Raw genomic sequence first — 17,801 nt, 5'->3', positions numbered from 1 at the left:
CCGGAGACACGATGGCGAACAAGGCATCCACGCGCGTGCGGCTCGACAGGGCGTCGATCATCGACGCCGGGATGGAGCTCGCCGAGACCGGCGTGGCAGCCATCTCGGTGCGGGAACTCGGCACACACCTCGGAGCCGACCCCACCGCGATCTACCGCCACTTCGCGAGCAAGGACGCGCTGATGAGCGCACTCCTCGACGAGCTCAACGGGCAGGCCGCTGCTCGCGTCGACCTCCCTGCCGAGGACTGGGCCGGTCGCCTGCGGATGCTCAGCGAGGCGACCCTCGCATCGTTCACGCGGTATCCGGCGATCGGCGCCGAGGCGACGAGCCTGACCACACACGGTCCCGGCGAGCTCGCGGCGATCGAGCTGATGCTCGACGCGTTCCACCGGGCAGGGCTCCGCGGTCAGGAGCTGGTGCGCCATTACGCCCTGCTCGCCTCCCACGTGCTGGCCGGTGCCGCGGGGATCGCACGGGCGAGGGCGGATCGCCGCACCGACGCCGAGGACAGCCCCTGGATCGACTCGCCGCTGCTCGCCGATCCGCGGCAGTTCCCCCTGATCGCCGAGAACAGCACGCTGTTGTCCGAGCTGCAGGACCGCGAGCTCTTCCTCCTGGGCGTAGACGTGATCATCGAGGCTGCGCGCACCGCTGCCGCCCGCTGACAGGCCGCCACCGGCACCGGAGACGATCACCTCTTGCGCTGAATATGGTTTTGTGCCAAAACTATATTCAGCAGCGGCTCAGAGGAACCGCGAACAGGGAGCGATCAATGAAGATCATCATCATCGGTGCGGGGATCGGCGGGCTCGCAGCCGCGGTCAGTCTGCACGAGGCCGGACTGCGCGACGTCACGGTGTACGAGCGCAGCGCCGCGATCCGCGGGCTCGGCGTCGGCATCAACCTGCTGCCGCACGCGCTGCGTGAGCTCACCGAGCTCGGGGTCGCCGACGCCATCGCAGAGCTGGGGGTCGAACCGCGCACCCTCGCCTACTACAACCGGTTCGGGCAGCCGGTCTGGAGCGAGCCGCGCGGACGCGACGCGGGATACCGCTGGCCCCAGCTGTCGGTGCACCGCGGACGCCTCCAGCTCGCGCTGCGCGACCTCGCCGAGGCCCGTCTCGCCGAGCCCATCCGACTCGGACACCGACTCACGGACGTCACGACGAACGCCGACGGCACCGAGACCGCCCGGTTCGCGACGGACGCCGGCACGGTCGAGGCCACGGCCGACGTGATCATCGGCGCCGACGGCATCCACTCCGCGCTGCGGGCGCTGCGCTACCCCGCCGAGGGAGCGCCCCCGTGGAGCGGCCTCACCCTGTGGCGCGGGGTGACCCGGATCCCGACGTTCCTCGACGGACGCACCATGGTCATGGCCGGCGACGGCGAGCAGAAGTTCGTCGCGTACCCGCTTGCACCAGCGGACGCCGACGGTCGGATGCCGGTGAACTTCATCGCCGAGCGCCGCGTCGGCGGCACCGGCGAGGCCGATTGGAACCGCGCCGTCGACCCCGGCCCGATCGCCGAGATGTTCGACGAGTGGCGCTTCGACTGGCTCGACGTCCCGGCCGCGATCGCCGCCGCGGACGAGATCCTCGAGTACCCCATGGTCGACCGCGACGCTCTGCCGCAGTGGACGTTCGGCCGCACCACGCTTCTCGGCGACGCCGCACACGCGATGTACCCGAACGGGTCGAACGGCGGGTCCCAGGCGATCCTCGATGCCCGCACCCTCGCCTTCCACCTGGCGACGTCCGAGAGCATCGATGCGGGACTCGCCGCCTACGAGCAGGCTCGCCGTCCCGCGATGACGGCCCTGCTCGCCGGCACGCGCGCGACGGGTCCCGAGCGCGTGATGCAGCTCGCCAGGGAACGCGCGCCGCAGGGATTCACCGACATCGACGAGGTCATCCCGTACGCAGAGCGGGCGCAGATCGCCGCCGACTACAAGACGGCCGCAGGGTTCCTGCCCGAGGTGCTCAACGAGCGCCCCTCGCTCACCCCTCCCTCCGCGGTCGCCCGATGAGCGGCGACCTCGACGCCGCGCGACTCGGCGCCGTCATCTCTCCCCTCCGGCGCGCGCTGCTCGCCGCGACGCGGGCCGAGGCGCGCCTGCCCGAGCTGTCGGACTCGCAGATCGACGTGATCCGCGCCCTGCCACGGGGGACCTCGCGAGGTCCGGCCGAGATCGCGAGCCGTCTGCGGCTGAGCCGACCGACCGTGAGCAACCTCCTCGGTGCGATGGAGAGCGAGGGCCTCGTCGAGCGCACCCCTGCCGCCTCCGACGGTCGCCGGATCGTCGTGCGCGCATCAGCCAAGGCGCTCGACCTGTTCGACCGGTTCGACGCGGCGAACTCCGCCCTCGTCGCAGAGGCGACCGCGCGGCTCGGGGAGGACGAGAGGGCCGCCCTCGCCGCCGCCGTCCCCGCACTGGAACGGCTCTGCGACGTGCTCGGCGGGGCGGATCCGCGGGCGACCGAGACGACCGGCGCGAGCACCGCCGACCGGGAGGAGACCCGATGACCTCGCACGATGCACTGCCCGTCCCGGGCCTCGAGTTCGCCTTCGACGTCACCGTCGACCTGGGTCCGCTCGAAGACCACGGCAGCACGAGCGTCGGCCACCGCCGCGTCGTGCCGATCCTCGGTGGACGCGTCACGGGCGCCGTCGAGGCCGAAATCCTGCCCGGCGGAGCTGACTGGCAGATCGTGCGGCCCGACGGGACGATCGAGATCGACGGCCGCTACTCGGCACGGACCCCAGGTGGCGACCTGCTGCTGCTGCACGCGAAGGGGCTGCGCACCGGAACGCCCGATGTGCTCGAGCAGCTGCGACGCGGTGAGGACGTCGACCCCGGCTCGTACTACTTCCGCACGACCGTGCAGATCGAGACGGCAGCGCCCGCACTCGCCCACCTGCAGCGAGCCCTGTTCCTCTCGGCGGCCCAGCGTCAGGCGGATGCCGTGCGCTACCGCGCCTACCGGGTGAGCTGAGCCCCGGAGCTACGTCCCGCCGTGCGAGACCTCGGCGTGCGGCATCCGCTCGGTCATGACGCGCACCGCCTCGGGGTTGTCGTCGACGAGCACCGCCTCCCGCCCGAGCGCCGAGGCGACGGCGCCGGTCGTGCCGCTGCCGGCGAAGAGATCGAGCACCCGGTCGCCCGGTCGGCTGGACGCCCGGACGATGCGCCGCAGGATCCCCTCGGGCTTCTGCGTCGGGTATCCGGTCTTCTCCCGCCCCGTCGTCGGCACGATCGTGTGCCACCAGACGTCGGTGGGCAGCTTCCCTCGGGCGGCCTTCTCGGCGGTCACGAGCCCAGGAGCCATGTACGGCTCGCGGTCGATGTCGTCGGAGTTGAACACGTACTCCCGCGGATTCTTCACGTAGACGAGGATCGTGTCGTGCTTGGTCGGCCACCGGCGCCGCGACTTCGCCCCGTAGTCGTACGCCCAGATCAGCTCGTTCAGGAAGCAGTCGCGGCCGAACACGGCGTCGAGCATCACCTTCGCGTAGTGGGCCTCGCGGTAGTCCAGGTGCAGATAGAGGGTGCCGTCGTCCGCGAGCAGGCGCCAGGCCTCCTCGAGCCGCGGCATCAGGAAGGCCCCGTAGTCGTCGAAACGGTCGTCGTAAGTGCGCAGCATCCCGCGCACGCGCTCATAGGCGTGGCCGTGGAACCCGTGCCGCACCTCGGTCGGCGTCGCGACCGCTTCAGAAGGTGCTGCTGATCTGGTTCCAGAACTCCGGAGATCTGCGGCGCCGGTATCCTCGGCGGCGCCGGATTCCGCGCCCGGGCCGACACTCGCATCCGGCCGTTCCGGAGTTGTGAACGAGCGTCGGGCGGTGACCACCCGTCGCTCCTGTACCCGGCCGGTGTTGAACGGCGGATCCAGGTACACGAGGGTGAAAGAGGCCGAGGGCAGGGTCGCGGCGACCGCGAGATTGTCGCCCTGGATGATCGAGACGGCTCCCCGGGCGACGGGCTCGGAGCTGTCGGTCACGGAACCCTGTGCAGCCACGCGTCGGTGGCGAACTTCGACTCCACCAGCGCTTCGGCGTCGGCGTACTCGTCGGCGCTGATCGACCCGTCCTCCGCCGAGGTGAGCGAGCGGAACGTGTCCTTGAAGCGCTCGATGATCTCGGCCCTGGCGAGCCCGGTCTGACTGCGCAGCGGGTCGACGCGCTTCGCGGCGGAGGTCGTGCCCTTGTCGCTGAGCTTCTCGCGCCCGATGCGCAGCACCTCGGTCATCATCTGGCCGTCGATGTCGTACGACAGGGTCGCGTGATGCAGCACTCCGCCGTTCGCGAGACGCTTCTGCGCCGCCCCGCCGATCTTTCCCGACGAGCTGGCGATGTCGTTGAGGGGCTGATAGATCGCGTCGATCCCGAGCGAGCGCAGCGCCTGCAGCACCCAGTCGTCGAGGAAGGCGTAGGAGTCGGCGAACGTCATCCCCTGCACGAGGGACGCCGGCACGTACAGCGAGTACGTGATGATCTGCCCCGCGGCCATGAGCATCGCTCCCCCGCCGGAGATGCGTCGGACGACGTCGAAGCCGTGGCGCGCCGCCCCCTCGGGGTCGACCTCGTTGCGATACGACTGGAACGAGCCGATCACGACGGCCGACTGGTCCCACTCCCAGATGCGCAGTGTCGGGCGGCGCCGCCCTTCGCCCACCCGCGAGGTGAGCACCTCGTCGAGCGCGAGATTCATGCGCGGCGAGACCGCCTTCTCGTGCACGATCTCCCAGTCGAAGTCGCCCCATCCAGGGGCCGTGACGAGAGCGCGGCGTACAGCGGTGCCGACCGCCTCCGGCGTGAATCCGAGCAGCTGGGCGCCTTCGGGGAGGGCCCCGCGTACGACTGCGGCGATCGCCGTGGCATCCGACTCCACCGGCAGACCGGTGACGGCTGCATCGATGTCGGCGAGCGCCGTATCCGGCTCGAGGAAGAAGTCGCCGGCGAGGTGGAATCGGGCGATCCTGCCGTCCTCGACCTCGAGGTCGACGACGACGAGCTTTCCTCCGGGGACCTTGTATTCACCGTGCACGGTTACAGCTTAAGGCGCGACCGCCGCCGCGGCGCGGATCGAGGTGGTCAGCGCCCGAGCACGACCGCCCGCTCCCCCGCCCTGATCGGCGCCGAGTAGCGATTCCCGGCCGGCGGCAGAGGGCAGACGAACTGGTCGGAGAAGGCGCACGGCGGCAGATAGGCGCGATTGAAGTCGATGACCGCTGAGCCGTCGGCGGCCGGCTCCTCGACGGGGAGGAAGCGGAACCGATAGGTCTCGGTGCCGTTCGTCCCGTCGCCGAAGACCGCGCTCAGCCCGCCCTGCTCGGAGCGGGTCACAGCCAGACTCAACGCGGCTCCGTCGAGGGTGAAGTGCACCCGGCCGGCGAGCTCGGACTCCTGGGTCCGTCCGTCGATCGTCGTGATCGCGATGGTCTCGCCGGGCGTCGCCTCGAAGCGCGCGGGGATCCGCCACCCCTCCCTGGGCGGATACGCGTCGATCGCGCTGAAGCGCTCCCGCTCGGGGCGGCGTGGGTTGAAGACCCGCAATGCCACCTCGCCCCGCCGATCGAACACACGCAGCTCGCGACGGCCGATCCGCAGCGTCTCTCTACCACGCAGGGTGACCACCGAGCCGGTCGCGCCGAGGTCGGTGCCGCGGATGCCGCCGTCTCCGGTCAGCGCCCAGAGGCCCGAGACGCCGTCGACGGCTGCGGGTTCGGTGATGAGCCAGTTCGTGGACTCGAGGGCGGCGGGTCCGTACTCGGCCCCGGCATATCGCTCGCGCGATGCATGCCATGCACGCCACTCGTCCACGAAACCCACGACGCACCTCCCTCTCGCCGCGAATCTATGCCGCCGCCGGGGCCTCGCGCTCGCGCGCCGTCACGCGGATTCACCCGCTGTAACGCACCTTCACGGCGCGTAACACGCGGACGCCGAGGAGGGTCCTGGCTCAGCGAGCCGGTATGCGCGCGTCCAGCCACGCCAGCAGGTCGGCCCTGACCTCGGCCTGCTGGAGCTCGTTGAAGATCTCGTGCCGCGCATCGGGGTACACCAGCGTGGTGACGTCGGTGAAGCCGGACCTGCGCCGGTACTCGTCGGCGAGCATGTGCACGCTGCGGGGTCCGCCGACCGGGTCGTCGCGACCGACGAGAAGGAGCAGCGGGATGTCGCGGCCGAGGTCCTTGCGGGGCCGGCCGTACAGCTTGGCGGCCTCGATCGGACCGAACAGCTTCAGCAGCGGGACGTCGGTGGTGAGCGGGTCGTCGCCGAAGGCGGTCCCCACCTCGGCGTCACGGCTGAGCCACTCGTAGCCGGTCGCATCCGCGGCGGCCCAGCGGGCGTTCAGCGGGGCGGCGTTCAGCGTCCCCGGCGTCCGCAGCGCCGAGCCCGAGAGGATGACCGCATCCCAGGCGTCCGGGTGGTCGTTGACGAGCATCTGCGCGAGGAACGACCCCCACGAATGGCCGAGCAGCACGAGCGGAAGGTCCGGATGCTCGTCCTTGATGATCCCGGTGAGCTGCCAGATCGCGGCTTCGGCCGCCCGCAGACCGCCCTTGCCGAGCCGGCCGAGCTTCGCGGGACCTCCGTGCTGACGGATGCCGGTGCGCCCGTGTCCCCGGTGGTCGTCGGCGTACACCCAGAAGCCTGCCTCCGTGAGGGCGGCGATCAGAGCGCCATACCGGCCGGCGTGCTCGCCGACCCCGTGCAGCAGCTGCACGACTCCCCTGGCCTCACCCGCCGCCTGGTGCACGTCGTAGACGATGGCGATGCCGTGGGCATCCGTGAACTCGCGCGTATCCGTCACGCCCCCACCCTACTGACGCAGGGCGCCGCCCGTCAGACCGAGACGGCGGCGACGATGCCCCGGGCGATCTCCAGATCGGTGACCTCGTACCCGCCGACGCCGTCGGAGGCTGACCCCATCCGAACGCCGCCGTGCTCGTGCACGGTGCGTTTGGCGGAGAAGTGCAGCGCGTCGACGCCGGCTGCGGCCAGAGTCGCCGCGCTGGCGGCATCCACTCCGCTCCCCGCCATGATCTCGATCGAGCCCGCAGCCTCGGCGACGAGCGCCCGGAGGGTCTCGACGCCCTCGATCGCCGCCGACGCACCCCCGGAGGTGAGCACTCGGCGGAGTGCGAGGTCGCGGGCCGCGCGCAGCGTCGCGACCGGATCCGCGGTGACGTCGATGGCACGGTGCAGCGTGACGGATGCTCCCTCCGCGGCGTCGCGGAGTCTGGCCATCGCCGCGAGGTCGAGGGCGCCGTCGGCATCCAGCGCTCCGATCACGACGCCGTCGGCACCGGCCTCGATCGCGCGACGCACGTCGCGCTCGGTCACCGCGATCTCGTCGGCGTCGTAGTGGAAGCCGCCGGCGCGCGGGCGGATCAGCACGTGCACCTCGACGCCCGCGGACCGGGCGGCCTCGACCGCGAGCTCGATCGTCGCCGGCGACGGCGTGAGCCCGCCGAGCGGCAGGGCCTGAGCCAGCTCGACGCGAGCGGCGCCCACGGCTCCGGCGATGCGGACGCCTGCGGGGTCCTGGACGGCGATCTCGATGGCGGGGGTTCGGGTCATCCGACCATTCTGGCCTGAGCGCGGAGGACTCGACCGCTGCGACTTCCGATCTCGATCGAAATTGCTTAGACTGTCTAAGTAATGTCTGCGACCGATGATTCTCTCCACCTCACCGCGACAGACCTGCGCATGGCGACGTTCCGGCTCGCACGGCGCCTTCGCTCCGTCCGCGCCGTCGACGCCATGAGCGATGCGCAGCTGGCGGTACTGGCGACGCTGCGCATGCACGGGCAGCGCACGATCACCTCGCTCGCCGAACGCGAGCGCGTCACCGCACCGTCGATGACCAACATGATCAACGGCCTCGAGGAGCAGGGGTACGTGATCCGCACGCCGGATGCCGAAGACCGCCGCCGCGTACAGGTCGACATCACGGAGTCCGGCACCGAGATCGTCGCGCAGACCATCCGACGCCGCGACGAGCTGCTGGCCGACATGCTCGGAGAGCTGGACTTCACGGAGGACGAATTGGCGACGCTGCGTGCGGCGAGCGCCCTGATGCGGAAGGTGGTCGACCGATGAGCGCGATGTTCCGTTCGTTCGCGAACATCAACTACCGCATCTGGTTCGCCGGAGCGCTGGTGTCGAACATCGGCGGATGGATGCAGGCGACCGCCCAGGACTGGGTCGTCCTCACCGAGCTCACCGACAACGACGCCGCAGCCATGGGGTTCACGATGGCGCTGCAGTTCGGTCCGCCGCTCGTGCTGGTGAGCGTGACCGGCTGGGTCGCCGACCGCTTCGAGCGGCGGCGCATCCTGCTGGCGACCCAGACCGCGCTGCTGATGCTCGCGATCGCCGTGGGCGTGCTGCTGCTGAACGACGTCATGACGCTGCCGATGATGTTCGGGTTCGCCGCCGCCTTCGGCGTCGTGAACGCCTTCGACGCCCCCGCGCGGCAGGCGTTCGTCTCCGACATGGTCTCGGCCGGCGACACCTCGAACGCCGTCGCCCTCAACTCGGCCTCCTTCAACCTGGCCCGCATGATCGGCCCGGCCGTCGGCGGCCTGCTGATCGTCGCGATCGGGTCGGGGTGGGTGTTCATCGCGAACGCCGTGACGTTCCTCGCCATGCTCGTCGCCCTGCTGATGCTGCGCACCGGCCAGCTCGCACCACGGCTCAAGAACCGCCGTCCTGGCGGTCTCGCCGAGGGATTCCGCTACGTCTGGGGTCGCAGCGACCTGCGGGTGGTGTTCGTGACGGTGTTCCTCATCGGCGCGTTCGGCATGAACTTCCCGATCTTCGCCTCGACCATGGCGCTGGAGTTCGGGGCGGGCGCCGACGGATACGGCGTACTGAGCTCGGTGCTCGCGATCGGCTCGCTGGCCGGGGCGCTGCTCGCCGCCCGTCGTGACCGCGCCAGGGTGCGCGTGGTGATCTTCGCGGCCGGCGGCTTCGGCGTGGCCGCCTTCGTGTCGGCGGCGATGCCGACCTACCTCTCCTACGCGGTGACGCTGACGTTCACCGGGTTCATGATCGTGACGCTCCTGACCACGGCGAACGGCTACGTGCAGATGACGACCACCCCGGCGCTGCGCGGGCGCGTGCTGGCGCTCTACATGGCCGTGATCATGGGCTCGACCCCGATCGGCGCCCCGATCGCCGGGTGGGTGGCCGACACGTTCGGTCCCCGCAGCGCGATCATGCTGGGCGGCACCGCCGGGTTCGTCGCCTGCGCGATCGGCGCGATCTGGGTGTTCACCTCGGGGCGCCTGCACCGCTCGGAGAACAGCCGGTTCCTGATGACGCTCGACGAGACCCGGCCGCTCAGCATCGTGGATCGCGACCAGCTGCGCGAGAAGGCGGACCCCGTCGAGTTCAGCGACGAAGCGGCCGCCACCTCGCCGATCCGCACGGCACCCCGGGACTGAACCGGTCCTGACCGGGCCCACGGGGTTTGTCAATGCCCTCCCCGGTCGGCGACGCCGGACGTACCGTCGCGACATGGACCAGAACACAGGACGCACCCCGCACCCCGAGCAGCCCGCCGAGGGCTCCCCCGAGCAGATCCCCGAGCACAACACCGCTCCGGACGGACAGTCGTCCGAGGATGCCGGACAGTCGACCGCGGATGCCGGGCGCCGGCCCGACGAGCTCGACGGCAACGCCCAGGGCTCGACGCAGGGCGGTGCCATCCAGGGCGACAGCTCGCATGGCGACGCCGCTCGCGGTGCGATCCAGGGCGATGCCCAGGAGGAGAACGCTCAGGGGGCCGCCCAGGGCGGCGCGATCCAGGGCGACAGTTCGCACGGCGAATCCCCGCGTGGCGCCATCCAGGGCGACGCCAGCCCCGACCGCGACGCGGCCCTCGGTGGCGACGAGAACACCGAGGACCAGCTCGAGGCCGACAACGAGGTCGAGCAGGACACCCTGCGCACCCTCGACCCGAACGACACCCCCGCCTGAGCGGGTCGCTGCACGGGCCTGAGCGGACTGCGGACTAGGCCCCGAGCACCAGCTTCAGCTGCTCGACGGCCCAGTCCAGCTCCGTCGCTCGGATCACGAGCGGCGGGGCGATGCGGATGGTCTGCCCGTGCGTGTCCTTGACGAGCACGCCGCGATCGAGGAGCTTCTCGGCGATCTCGCGACCCGTGCCTCGAGCGGGGTCGACGTCGACGCCCGCCCACAGCCCGGCGATGCGCACCTCGGTGACGCCGTGGCCGATCAGCGGCTCGAGCGCAGCACCGAGGTGGGCGCCCAGAGCGCGGGCGCGCTCCTGGAACTCGCCGGACTCGAGCATCTCGACCACGCGCAGCCCGACGGCCGCGGCGAGCGGGTTGCCGCCGAACGTCGAGCCGTGCTCGCCGGGGCGGATGACTCCCAGCACGTCGGCATCGCCGACGACGGCGGAGACGGGCAGGATGCCGCCGCCGAGCGCCTTGCCGAGCAGGTACAGGTCGGGCACGACGCCCTCCCGGTCGCAGGCGAACGTCTCGCCCACACGACCGAGACCCGACTGGATCTCGTCGGCGATGAACAGCACGTTCTTCTCGTCGCAGATCTCGCGGATGCGGCGGAGGTAGCCCTCCGGCGGGATCACCACTCCGCCCTCGCCCTGGATGGGCTCGATGAGGACGGCCGCGGTGTCGTCGGTGATGGCCGCGGCGACGGCATCCGCATCCCCGTAGGGCACGGTGTCGAATCCGGGCGTGTACGGCCCGAAGCCGGCCCGCGCCTCCTCGTCGTCACTGAAGCTGATGATGGTGGTCGTGCGGCCGTGGAAGTTGCCGGCGGCGACGATGATGCGCGCCTGCCCGTCGGCGATGCCCTTGACGCGGTAGCCCCACGCACGGGCGACCTTGATGCCCGTCTCGACCGCTTCGGCGCCGGTGTTCATCGGCAGGACCATCTCCTTGCCGGCGAGCGCGGCGAGCGCGGCCGCGAACGGCTCGAGGCGGTCGCTCATGAACGCGCGGCTGGTGAGGGTGACCCGACCGAGCTGTTCGGTCAGGGCTGCCACGAGAGCCGGATGCCGGTGGCCGAAGTTCACCGCGGAGTAGGCGGCGAGCAGGTCGAGGTAGCGCTTGCCCTCGACATCCGTCACCCAGGCGCCCTCGCCGCGGGCGATGTTGACCGGCAGCGGGTGGTAGTTGTGCGCGACGTGCGGCTCGGCCGCGACCTCTGCCGCGACGCCGGGCTCGACGGCGGTCATGCCTGACCGCGCAGCTCGAGCGTGCAGCACTTGATGCCGCCGCCGCCGAGCAGCAGCTCGGACAGGTCGATCATGATCGGGTTGTAGCCGCGCTCGCGCAGCTGCTTCTCGAAGCCCTTCGCCCGCGGCGAGATGATGACGTTGTAGCCGTCGCTCGCGGAGTTGAGACCGAACACCGAGCCGTCCTCGTCGGACACGAGGATCGCGTCGGGGAAGCGCTCCTCGAGGATCGCGCGGCTCTCGTCGTCGAACGCTCCGGGGAGGTATGCGATGTTCGCGCGCTCGGGGCCGCCGTTCTCGACACCCTGCACCGGATCGAGCACGGCGATCGCGGTGTCGAGGTGGTAGAAGCGCGGGTCGACGAGGTTGAGCGACACGACCTCGCGGCCGAAGACCTCGCCCACCTCGCGGTGGCTGTCGCCGGTCGAGCGGAAGCCGGTGCCGGCGAGGATCACGTCGCCGACGAGCAGGAAGTCGCCCTCGCCCTCGTTGACCTCTTCGGGGATGACGGTGTCGTAGCCGGCGGCGCGGAACCAGTCGGCGAAGGCCGGAGCCTCACCCTGACGCTCGACGAAGCGGAACTTCGGCACATAGGCGCGGTTGTCGATCAGGAATCCGCCGTTGGCGGTGTAGACCATGTCGGGGTATCCGGCGAGCGGCTCGATGAGCTCGACCTCGTGGCCGAGCTCGAGGTAGAGGTCGTGCAGCTTCTGCCACTGCTCGACGGCCCTGGCCGTGTCGGTCGGCTTGGCCGGCTCCATCCACGGGTTGATCGAGTAGTTCACCGTGAAGTGCGACGGCTTGCACATCAGGTAGTGACGGTGGTGTGCGGTGCGGACCGGAGTGGCGGTCTCGGACGTCGACGCAGTGGTTTCGACAGACATGGGGCTCCTCGAACGGATGCGGCGGACGCTGTCCAGGGGCCCGGCGGTCCTTCGACCCGCGCCGCTCGGTCAGAGTCGGCGCCCGGGGAAGATGCGACTCGGGCACGCCAGCATCCATTCTGTCATCCGCCCCTGAACGCCGCCAGAGCGCGGACGCTTCTCGCTCAGGCTCCTCTCACGACCACCTTGCCCACCGTGTGCCCCGCCTCGACGTGCGCGAGGGCGACGGCACCCTCCTCGAACGGGTACTCGCGCTCGATGACGGGCGTGAGGCGCCCTTCGGAGACGAGTTCGAGGAGCTTGGCGAGGATCTCGGGACGCGGACTCGCCGCGCACGGGCGGATGCGACGACGGGATCCGATCGAGAGCAGTGCGGCTTTCAGCATCCGCGGGATCGGTCCGAGGACCGGGCCGCCGTCTCCCGTGACGAGCACCACCGTGCCGCCGGGCGCCACCAGATTCTGCAGCTCACGCAGCCCGACGCCGCCCGCGATGTCGATCACGGCATCGAAGTGACCGGCGGGGAGCTCGGCGAGGGGAGAGCGACGATGATCGAGCGTGCGCACGGCACCGAGGTGCTCGACGAGGCGCGCATTGCGTTCACCGCACGTCGCCCAGACCTCCGCGCCCCGCAGCGCCGCGAGCTGCACGGCGAACGTGCCCACGCCGCCGGAGGCCCCGAGGATCAGGACCCGCGGGACTCGCGCGTCATCCCGGACACCGCCGGCAGGCGCAGTCCCCGAGCGATGCCCGGGAGTGCCGTCCGAACGTCGATCCGGATCACGATCCGGGGAGCGATCCGAGCGGATGCCGATGCCGGCGAGGTCGAGCGCCTGCCATGCCGTGCCACCGGCGACGGGCAGACAGGCCGCCGCCTCGGCGGTGACGTCCGGACGGATCGGCACCAGCCGCGACGCCGGCACCGCGACATGCGAGGCGAGGCCGCCCCCACCGACGAGCTCGCCGACGACCCGCTCTCCGAGCTCCGCGCCGATCGCCTGCGGCCCGACGGCGACGACGGTGCCGACGACCTCCATCCCGCGCACCGGATGCTTCGGCCGGGTCAGGCCGTAGATCGGTCGCACCAGCAGCGGGTCGCCGAGCATGAGCCGCACATCCCCCGCGTTGAGGGACGTCGCCTCGACTCGCAGCACCACTTCGCCGCGGCGCGGCACCGGCACGGGGATCTGCTCGAGTCGGAACCCGTCGGCGGGCCCGTAGGTCTCTCGGCGCCATGCCGGCATCATCGGGGTCGTCGTCGTCTCGTTCATGTCACACCTCCGTCGTGCGGGGTTCCGGGTACTGGAACAGGTCGTCGAGCCCGACGCCGAATGCGCGGGCGATCTGGAATGCGAGTTCGAGCGACGGCGAGTACTTCTCCTGCTCGATCGCGATGAGCGTCTGCCTCGTCACACCGATGCGGCGGGCGAGTTCGGCCTGGGTGAATCCGGCGGCCTCTCGATGCGCGCGGATGCGGTTGGAGACGAGGGTCGGCTTGACCATCAGACGAGTCCGCGTCGGTAGGCGACGACCCGCGCGATCCCACCCACGATGCTGGCGACCGCGAAGCCCGCGAACATGGTGTGCGCGATCCAGAAGACATCGGCGTTCAGCGCACAGAGCAGGATCACCCCGGTGCCCGCGAGGGCGACGAACGCCTGCTCGACGCGGCTGCCCATGCGGCCGATGTCCCGGTCGCGGATGTCGGACTTCCCCACGCCGTCGGGGTCGCGCGCGCCGGCGATCATGCCCCAGACGATGCTGATCGCGATGGTGACGACGATGCCGCCGCCGATCATCCACAGCATCAGCGGAGGCCAGTCGACCTCGGTCACCGGCCCGCCCGCCGCCTGCTGCAGCACCGCGACGACGTACGCCGTGATCGCGATCAGGCTGACGACGAGCCCCGTCCAGACGTTGCGCTCCTCGTAGACCATGACGCCCTCCCCGTGTAAAAGATTCTTGACATGAGGGTACGCCTGCGACATCCGCTGTGTCAAGAATTCTTTACACGGCTTCTGGGCTCGGTCGGCCGGGGCCACTTCCGCATCCGCCCTCCCAGCCGCCCCCGCAGCCGGGGCCACTTCCGCATCCGCTGTCCCAGTCGGGGCCACTTCCGCATCCGTCCCGGCTGGCGGGGCCACTTCCGCATCCGAATCGACTCATTCGGGTGCGCTATTGACCCCGCCTAGCGATGCAGGGCAGCCCCGGCGAGGCGGGGCCACTTCCGCATCCGCCCCTCCATCCGCCCCCGCAGCCGGGGCCACTTCCGCATCCGCCCCTGCAGTCGGGGCCAATTCCGCATCCCCTCTCCCAGTCGGGGCCACTTCCGCATCCCCTGTCCGAGTCGGGGCCACTTCCGCATCCGAATCGACTCAATCGGGCGCGCTATTGACCCCGCCTAGCGATGCAGGGCAGCCCCGGCGAGGCGGGGCCACTTCCGCATCCGCCCTCCATCCGCCCCCGCAGCCGGGGCCACTTCCGCATCCGCCCCTGCAGTCGGGGCCAATTCCGCATCCCCTGTCCCAGTCGGGGCCACTTCCGCATCCCCTGTCCGAGTCGGGGCCACTTCCGCATCCGAATCGACTCAATCGGGCGCGCTATTGACCCCGCGTGGCGATGCGGGGCAGCCGCCGCAGGCGGGGCCACTGCCGCACCCGCCCCCGCAAGCGGGGCCACTTCCGCACCCGCCCCCGCAGTTCGGGGCCACTTCCGCATCCCCTGTCCCAGTCGGGGCCACTTCCGCATCCGAATCGACACATTCCGAGGCACTTTTGACCCCGCCTGGCGATGCGGGGCAGCCCCTGTGAGGCGGGGCCACTTCCGCATCCGCCCCCGCAGCGGGGGCCAGTTCCGCATCCGAATCGACTCGTTCGGGTGCGCTATTGACCCCGCACAGCGGGCCGCGATCGATCCGAACCGGATGCCGGGCCCCTGGCCTGTAGGGACGAGGCATCCCCGTCGGAAGCGGGATGGGCGAAAGCGGGATGGGTGGTCGGGGGATGCGCAGGGCGAGGGATGCGGGGAGCGACCTGTCAGATGACGGAGGCGCTCCAGTCGTCGGGGTTGCCGTAGCGGTGCGCGGTGATCGCGATCGCCTGCTCGTGCACGAAGGGGAGCAGCTCGATGCGACCGGCGGACGTCACCTCGCCGTCGTACACCGCGAGGTCGGGATCGCCGTCGACCGCCGCCGCGAGGGCGCTGTGCAGCGCGGCGACGGACGCACGCGGGCCCACGAGACGGACGCGACTCGGATGCGGTTCCGCCACGGCATCCGCAACAGCACCGTCCGGCGACCGGCCGCGCCGGCGCATCCGCTCGATCCACTCGTCATCCGTCTCGACGTGCACGATGGCACCGAGGTCGCCGAGTGCCCGCCGCACGCCCGCGGGCAGTCCGACGGGGGTCGACAGCACGAACCCGGCACCGGCGCGCACGGCGGCGACGACGACTCGCAGCAGGTCCTGCCACCCGGCATCCGCAGTGGCCCTGATCGCCACGGCGACCGGGCGGTAGCGGAACAGATTGCGCTCGACGCCGAGGTGCGACACGTCGCGCACCTGCCCGAACTCGCGGTCCCAGGCGAGCGCGTCCGAGAGCGCCGAGCGGCGCAGCCATTCGAACGCCTCGTAGTCGAGCGACGGCTGCGCCGACTCGATCAGCTCGGTGATGCGCGAGTCCAGCCCGCGCAGGTGCAGCGTGCTGGAGACGGGACCCGACCCGCTCGACCGCCACGACCCGAGCCCGATCAGGTAGTTCGGGCCGCCGGCCTTCGCACCGGGGCCGACCGACGAGCGCTTCCAGCCCCCGAACGGCTGCCGCTGCACGATGGCACCGGTGATGCCGCGATTGACGTACAGGTTGCCCGCCTGCACCCGGTCGAGCCACAGGCCGAGCTCGGCCGGGTTCTGGGTGTGCAGCCCGGCGGTCAGCCCATACGCGACCGCGTTCTGCAGTTCGATCGCGCGCTCCAGCGTCGGCGCGTGCATGACCCCGAGCACCGGCCCGAAGAACTCCTCGGTGTGGAATCGTGAGCCGGGCTGCACCCCCACGCGGATGCCGGGTCGCCACAGCCGCCCGCTGTCGTCGTCGGTCGAGACCGTCGGCTCGATCAGCCACTGCTCCTCGCCCTCGAGCTCGGTGAGCGCCCAGGCCAGCTTTCCCTGCGGACGCTCGATCACCGGTCCGACCTCGGCGAGCGGATCCGTCGGCCACCCGACGTGCAGCGAACGAGTGGCATCGGCCAGCTGGCGGGCGAACCTCTTCGACCGGCCGACCGGTCCCACGAGGATCGCGAGCGAGGCGGCAGAGCACTTCTGCCCCGCATGGCCGAACGCACTGCGCACGAGGTCGGCGACCGCGAGGTCGAGGTCGGCCGACGGGGTCACGATGATCGCGTTCTTCCCGCTCGTCTCGGCGAGCAGCGGCAGATCCGGCCGCCACGACCGGAAGAGCGCGGCCGTCTCCCAGGAGCCGGTGAGGATGACGCGGTCCACCGCCTCGTGGCTGATCAGGGCGCGACCGAGGTCGCCCTCCTCGATGTCGACCAGGGCGAGCACGTCGCGCGGCACGCCGACCTCCCACAGCGCCTCGGCGATGACGGCGGCGCAGCGTCGCGACTGCGGGGCAGGCTTGAACACGACCCCCGACCCTGCGGCGAGCGCGGCCAGCACTCCCCCGGCGGGGATCGCGAGGGGGAAGTTCCACGGCGGGGTGACGACGGTCACGCGGGCCGGTTCGAAGGCGGCGCCGGCGACGGCATCCAGCTCCCGCGCCTTGGCGGCGTAGTACCGGGCGAAGTCGACCGCCTCGCTGACCTCGATGTCGGCTTCGGCGAGGACCTTGCCCGTCTCGGCCGCGGCGACCTCGATGAGCTCTGCGCGGCGTGCTTCGAGCGCCGCGGCGGCGCGCAGCAGGACCTCGGCGCGCTCGACCGCCGGGCGCGCGCCCCACCGAGCGCCCGCGGCCCGCACACCGGAGAGGGTGCTCTCGAGCACGGCGGCGTCGTCGATCCGGGCGGCCTCGATGGTCGAGACGCCCCGTGTCGAGTCGGCGATGCGGGCGTGGATCTCCCGCGCCCAGTCGCGATTGGCGGGCAGGGAGGGGTCGCTGTCCGGCGTGTTCTCGAAGCCGGGGGCGCCGCCCGTCTCCTCCTCGAGCTCGCGATGCGCGTACACCGCCGTCTCGAGGAACGGTCCGTCGGAGTCGTCCGATCCGCGCGAGATGCCGAGCACCGCCTGAGTGAGGCCTTCGTCGGCGGCGGGGGTCACGAGCACCGGTCGCACCGACTCGTGCACCGGCGCCGTCCGATCCTGGGCGCGGCGCGGGCCGACCCGCAGCGTCGGAGACGTCGACAGCTCGAGCGCGTCGAGGAAGCGATCGCGCTCCCGGCTGAAGAGCGACTCGTCGTCGGCGAGGTGGAACGCGGCCGAGAGGAAGTTGTCGGACGAGGCGTTCTCCTCGAGTCGGCGCACCAGGTAGCTGATCGCGACATCGAACTCGTCCGGCCGGACGACGGGGACGTACAGCAGCACCTCTCCCACCTCACGGGACACGGCCTGCACCTGCCCCTGCGCCATGCCGAGCAGCATCTCGAACTCGATCGGCGGCTGGCCCGCGCCGCGCGAGGGCGCAGCCGCGCCAACAGCGCCAGATCGGAAGAGCACACGTCTGAA

General features: G+C 71.2%; 18 protein-coding genes. 7 read left to right on the top strand and 11 right to left on the bottom strand.

Annotated elements, in window-relative coordinates; genetic code table 11:
- Window positions 1–11 precede the first annotated feature (11 nt).
- From ACESK8_RS13050 to ACESK8_RS13035, 4 genes are all read left to right on the top strand, one after another.
- Window positions 12–668, top strand: a complete 657-nt coding sequence (locus ACESK8_RS13050; RefSeq protein ID WP_372968996.1) for a TetR/AcrR family transcriptional regulator — start codon at window positions 12–14, stop codon at window positions 666–668.
- A gap of 107 nt (window positions 669–775) precedes the next feature.
- Window positions 776–2,032, top strand: a complete 1,257-nt coding sequence (locus ACESK8_RS13045) for a flavin-dependent oxidoreductase (RefSeq protein ID WP_372968995.1) — start codon at window positions 776–778, stop codon at window positions 2,030–2,032.
- A complete protein-coding gene (locus ACESK8_RS13040) occupies window positions 2,029–2,529 on the top strand; it encodes a MarR family winged helix-turn-helix transcriptional regulator (RefSeq protein WP_372968994.1) in 501 nt (166 codons plus the stop codon). Before ACESK8_RS13045 ends, ACESK8_RS13040 begins: the two co-directional genes overlap by 4 nt.
- A complete protein-coding gene (locus ACESK8_RS13035) occupies window positions 2,526–2,999 on the top strand; it encodes a DUF3237 domain-containing protein (RefSeq protein ID WP_372968993.1) in 474 nt (157 codons plus the stop codon). The genes ACESK8_RS13040 and ACESK8_RS13035 overlap by 4 nt, the downstream gene beginning before the upstream one ends.
- A 9-nt stretch (window positions 3,000–3,008) precedes the next feature.
- Here the strand turns inward: ACESK8_RS13035 and ACESK8_RS13030 are convergent, their stop codons facing one another.
- From ACESK8_RS13030 to ACESK8_RS13010, 5 genes are all read right to left on the bottom strand, one after another.
- Entirely contained in the window at window positions 3,009–4,004 is a 996-nt protein-coding gene (locus ACESK8_RS13030) for a site-specific DNA-methyltransferase (RefSeq protein WP_372968992.1), read from the bottom strand.
- Window positions 4,001–5,050, bottom strand: a complete 1,050-nt coding sequence (locus tag ACESK8_RS13025) for a biotin/lipoate A/B protein ligase family protein (RefSeq protein WP_372968991.1) — start codon at window positions 5,048–5,050, stop codon at window positions 4,001–4,003. Before ACESK8_RS13025 ends, ACESK8_RS13030 begins: the two co-directional genes overlap by 4 nt.
- Window positions 5,051–5,097: 47 nt before the next feature.
- Complete coding sequence (locus ACESK8_RS13020; RefSeq protein WP_372968990.1) at window positions 5,098–5,835, bottom strand: DUF1684 domain-containing protein; 738 nt, start codon at window positions 5,833–5,835, stop codon at window positions 5,098–5,100.
- A gap of 130 nt (window positions 5,836–5,965) precedes the next feature.
- Window positions 5,966–6,820: an alpha/beta fold hydrolase gene (locus ACESK8_RS13015; RefSeq protein WP_372968989.1), complete on the bottom strand. Its 855-nt coding sequence runs from the start codon at window positions 6,818–6,820 to the stop codon at window positions 5,966–5,968.
- Window positions 6,821–6,852: 32 nt separating this feature from the next.
- Window positions 6,853–7,590 carry a copper homeostasis protein CutC gene (locus tag ACESK8_RS13010; protein ID WP_372968988.1) on the bottom strand — a complete coding sequence of 246 codons (738 nt, stop codon included), beginning with the start codon at window positions 7,588–7,590 and terminating at the stop codon, window positions 6,853–6,855.
- 81 nt (window positions 7,591–7,671) lie between these two features.
- On the opposite strand from ACESK8_RS13010, the gene ACESK8_RS13005 reads away from it, so the two are divergent.
- The 3 genes from ACESK8_RS13005 (at window position 7,672) to ACESK8_RS12995 (ending at window position 9,996) form a co-directional block, all read left to right on the top strand.
- Window positions 7,672–8,112 carry a MarR family winged helix-turn-helix transcriptional regulator gene (locus ACESK8_RS13005; protein ID WP_372968987.1) on the top strand — a complete coding sequence of 147 codons (441 nt, stop codon included), beginning with the start codon at window positions 7,672–7,674 and terminating at the stop codon, window positions 8,110–8,112.
- A 5-nt stretch (window positions 8,113–8,117) separates the two neighbouring features.
- Window positions 8,118–9,461, top strand: a complete 1,344-nt coding sequence (locus tag ACESK8_RS13000; protein WP_372969025.1) for an MFS transporter — start codon at window positions 8,118–8,120, stop codon at window positions 9,459–9,461.
- 73 nt (window positions 9,462–9,534) lie between these two features.
- Window positions 9,535–9,996 carry a hypothetical protein gene (locus ACESK8_RS12995; protein ID WP_372968986.1) on the top strand — a complete coding sequence of 154 codons (462 nt, stop codon included), beginning with the start codon at window positions 9,535–9,537 and terminating at the stop codon, window positions 9,994–9,996.
- A gap of 34 nt (window positions 9,997–10,030) precedes the next feature.
- Here the strand turns inward: ACESK8_RS12995 and rocD are convergent, their stop codons facing one another.
- The 6 genes from rocD to ACESK8_RS12965 form a co-directional block, all read right to left on the bottom strand.
- Complete coding sequence (rocD, locus tag ACESK8_RS12990; RefSeq protein WP_372968985.1) at window positions 10,031–11,242, bottom strand: ornithine--oxo-acid transaminase; 1,212 nt, start codon at window positions 11,240–11,242, stop codon at window positions 10,031–10,033.
- Window positions 11,239–12,126, bottom strand: a complete 888-nt coding sequence (gene ddaH / locus ACESK8_RS12985) for a dimethylargininase (RefSeq protein WP_372968984.1) — start codon at window positions 12,124–12,126, stop codon at window positions 11,239–11,241. The genes rocD and ddaH overlap by 4 nt, the downstream gene beginning before the upstream one ends.
- A 164-nt stretch (window positions 12,127–12,290) precedes the next feature.
- Complete coding sequence (locus ACESK8_RS12980) at window positions 12,291–13,397, bottom strand: NAD(P)-dependent alcohol dehydrogenase (protein WP_372968983.1); 1,107 nt, start codon at window positions 13,395–13,397, stop codon at window positions 12,291–12,293.
- A gap of 1 nt (window position 13,398) precedes the next feature.
- Window positions 13,399–13,629, bottom strand: a complete 231-nt coding sequence (locus ACESK8_RS12975; RefSeq protein ID WP_060928683.1) for a helix-turn-helix transcriptional regulator — start codon at window positions 13,627–13,629, stop codon at window positions 13,399–13,401.
- Complete coding sequence (locus ACESK8_RS12970) at window positions 13,629–14,063, bottom strand: hypothetical protein (RefSeq protein WP_372968982.1); 435 nt, start codon at window positions 14,061–14,063, stop codon at window positions 13,629–13,631. The genes ACESK8_RS12975 and ACESK8_RS12970 overlap by 1 nt, the downstream gene beginning before the upstream one ends.
- A gap of 1,098 nt (window positions 14,064–15,161) precedes the next feature.
- The coding region (locus ACESK8_RS12965; RefSeq protein WP_372968981.1) for a proline dehydrogenase family protein at window positions 15,162–17,801 on the bottom strand (2,640 nt) is incomplete at its 5' end.

The sequence above is a fragment of the Microbacterium sp. genome (genome assembly GCF_041641055.1).
Lineage (GTDB): Bacteria > Actinomycetota > Actinomycetes > Actinomycetales > Microbacteriaceae > Microbacterium.
This window is presented reverse-complemented; position numbering and strand designations above follow the sequence as displayed.

Coding starts and splice junctions, on each gene's coding strand:
- rocD (WP_372968985.1), bottom strand. CDS start 11,242: ATGACCGCCGTCGAGCCCGGCGTCGCGGCAGAGGTCGCGGCCGAGCCG.
- ACESK8_RS13005 (WP_372968987.1), top strand. CDS start 7,672: ATGTCTGCGACCGATGATTCTCTCCACCTCACCGCGACAGACCTGCGC.
- ddaH (WP_372968984.1), bottom strand. CDS start 12,126: ATGTCTGTCGAAACCACTGCGTCGACGTCCGAGACCGCCACTCCGGTC.
- ACESK8_RS13045 (WP_372968995.1), top strand. CDS start 776: ATGAAGATCATCATCATCGGTGCGGGGATCGGCGGGCTCGCAGCCGCG.
- ACESK8_RS12970 (WP_372968982.1), bottom strand. CDS start 14,063: ATGGTCTACGAGGAGCGCAACGTCTGGACGGGGCTCGTCGTCAGCCTG.
- ACESK8_RS12995 (WP_372968986.1), top strand. CDS start 9,535: ATGGACCAGAACACAGGACGCACCCCGCACCCCGAGCAGCCCGCCGAG.
- ACESK8_RS13035 (WP_372968993.1), top strand. CDS start 2,526: ATGACCTCGCACGATGCACTGCCCGTCCCGGGCCTCGAGTTCGCCTTC.
- ACESK8_RS13050 (WP_372968996.1), top strand. CDS start 12: ATGGCGAACAAGGCATCCACGCGCGTGCGGCTCGACAGGGCGTCGATC.
- ACESK8_RS13010 (WP_372968988.1), bottom strand. CDS start 7,590: ATGACCCGAACCCCCGCCATCGAGATCGCCGTCCAGGACCCCGCAGGC.
- ACESK8_RS12975 (WP_060928683.1), bottom strand. CDS start 13,629: ATGGTCAAGCCGACCCTCGTCTCCAACCGCATCCGCGCGCATCGAGAG.
- ACESK8_RS13040 (WP_372968994.1), top strand. CDS start 2,029: ATGAGCGGCGACCTCGACGCCGCGCGACTCGGCGCCGTCATCTCTCCC.
- ACESK8_RS12980 (WP_372968983.1), bottom strand. CDS start 13,397: ATGAACGAGACGACGACGACCCCGATGATGCCGGCATGGCGCCGAGAG.
- ACESK8_RS13000 (WP_372969025.1), top strand. CDS start 8,118: ATGTTCCGTTCGTTCGCGAACATCAACTACCGCATCTGGTTCGCCGGA.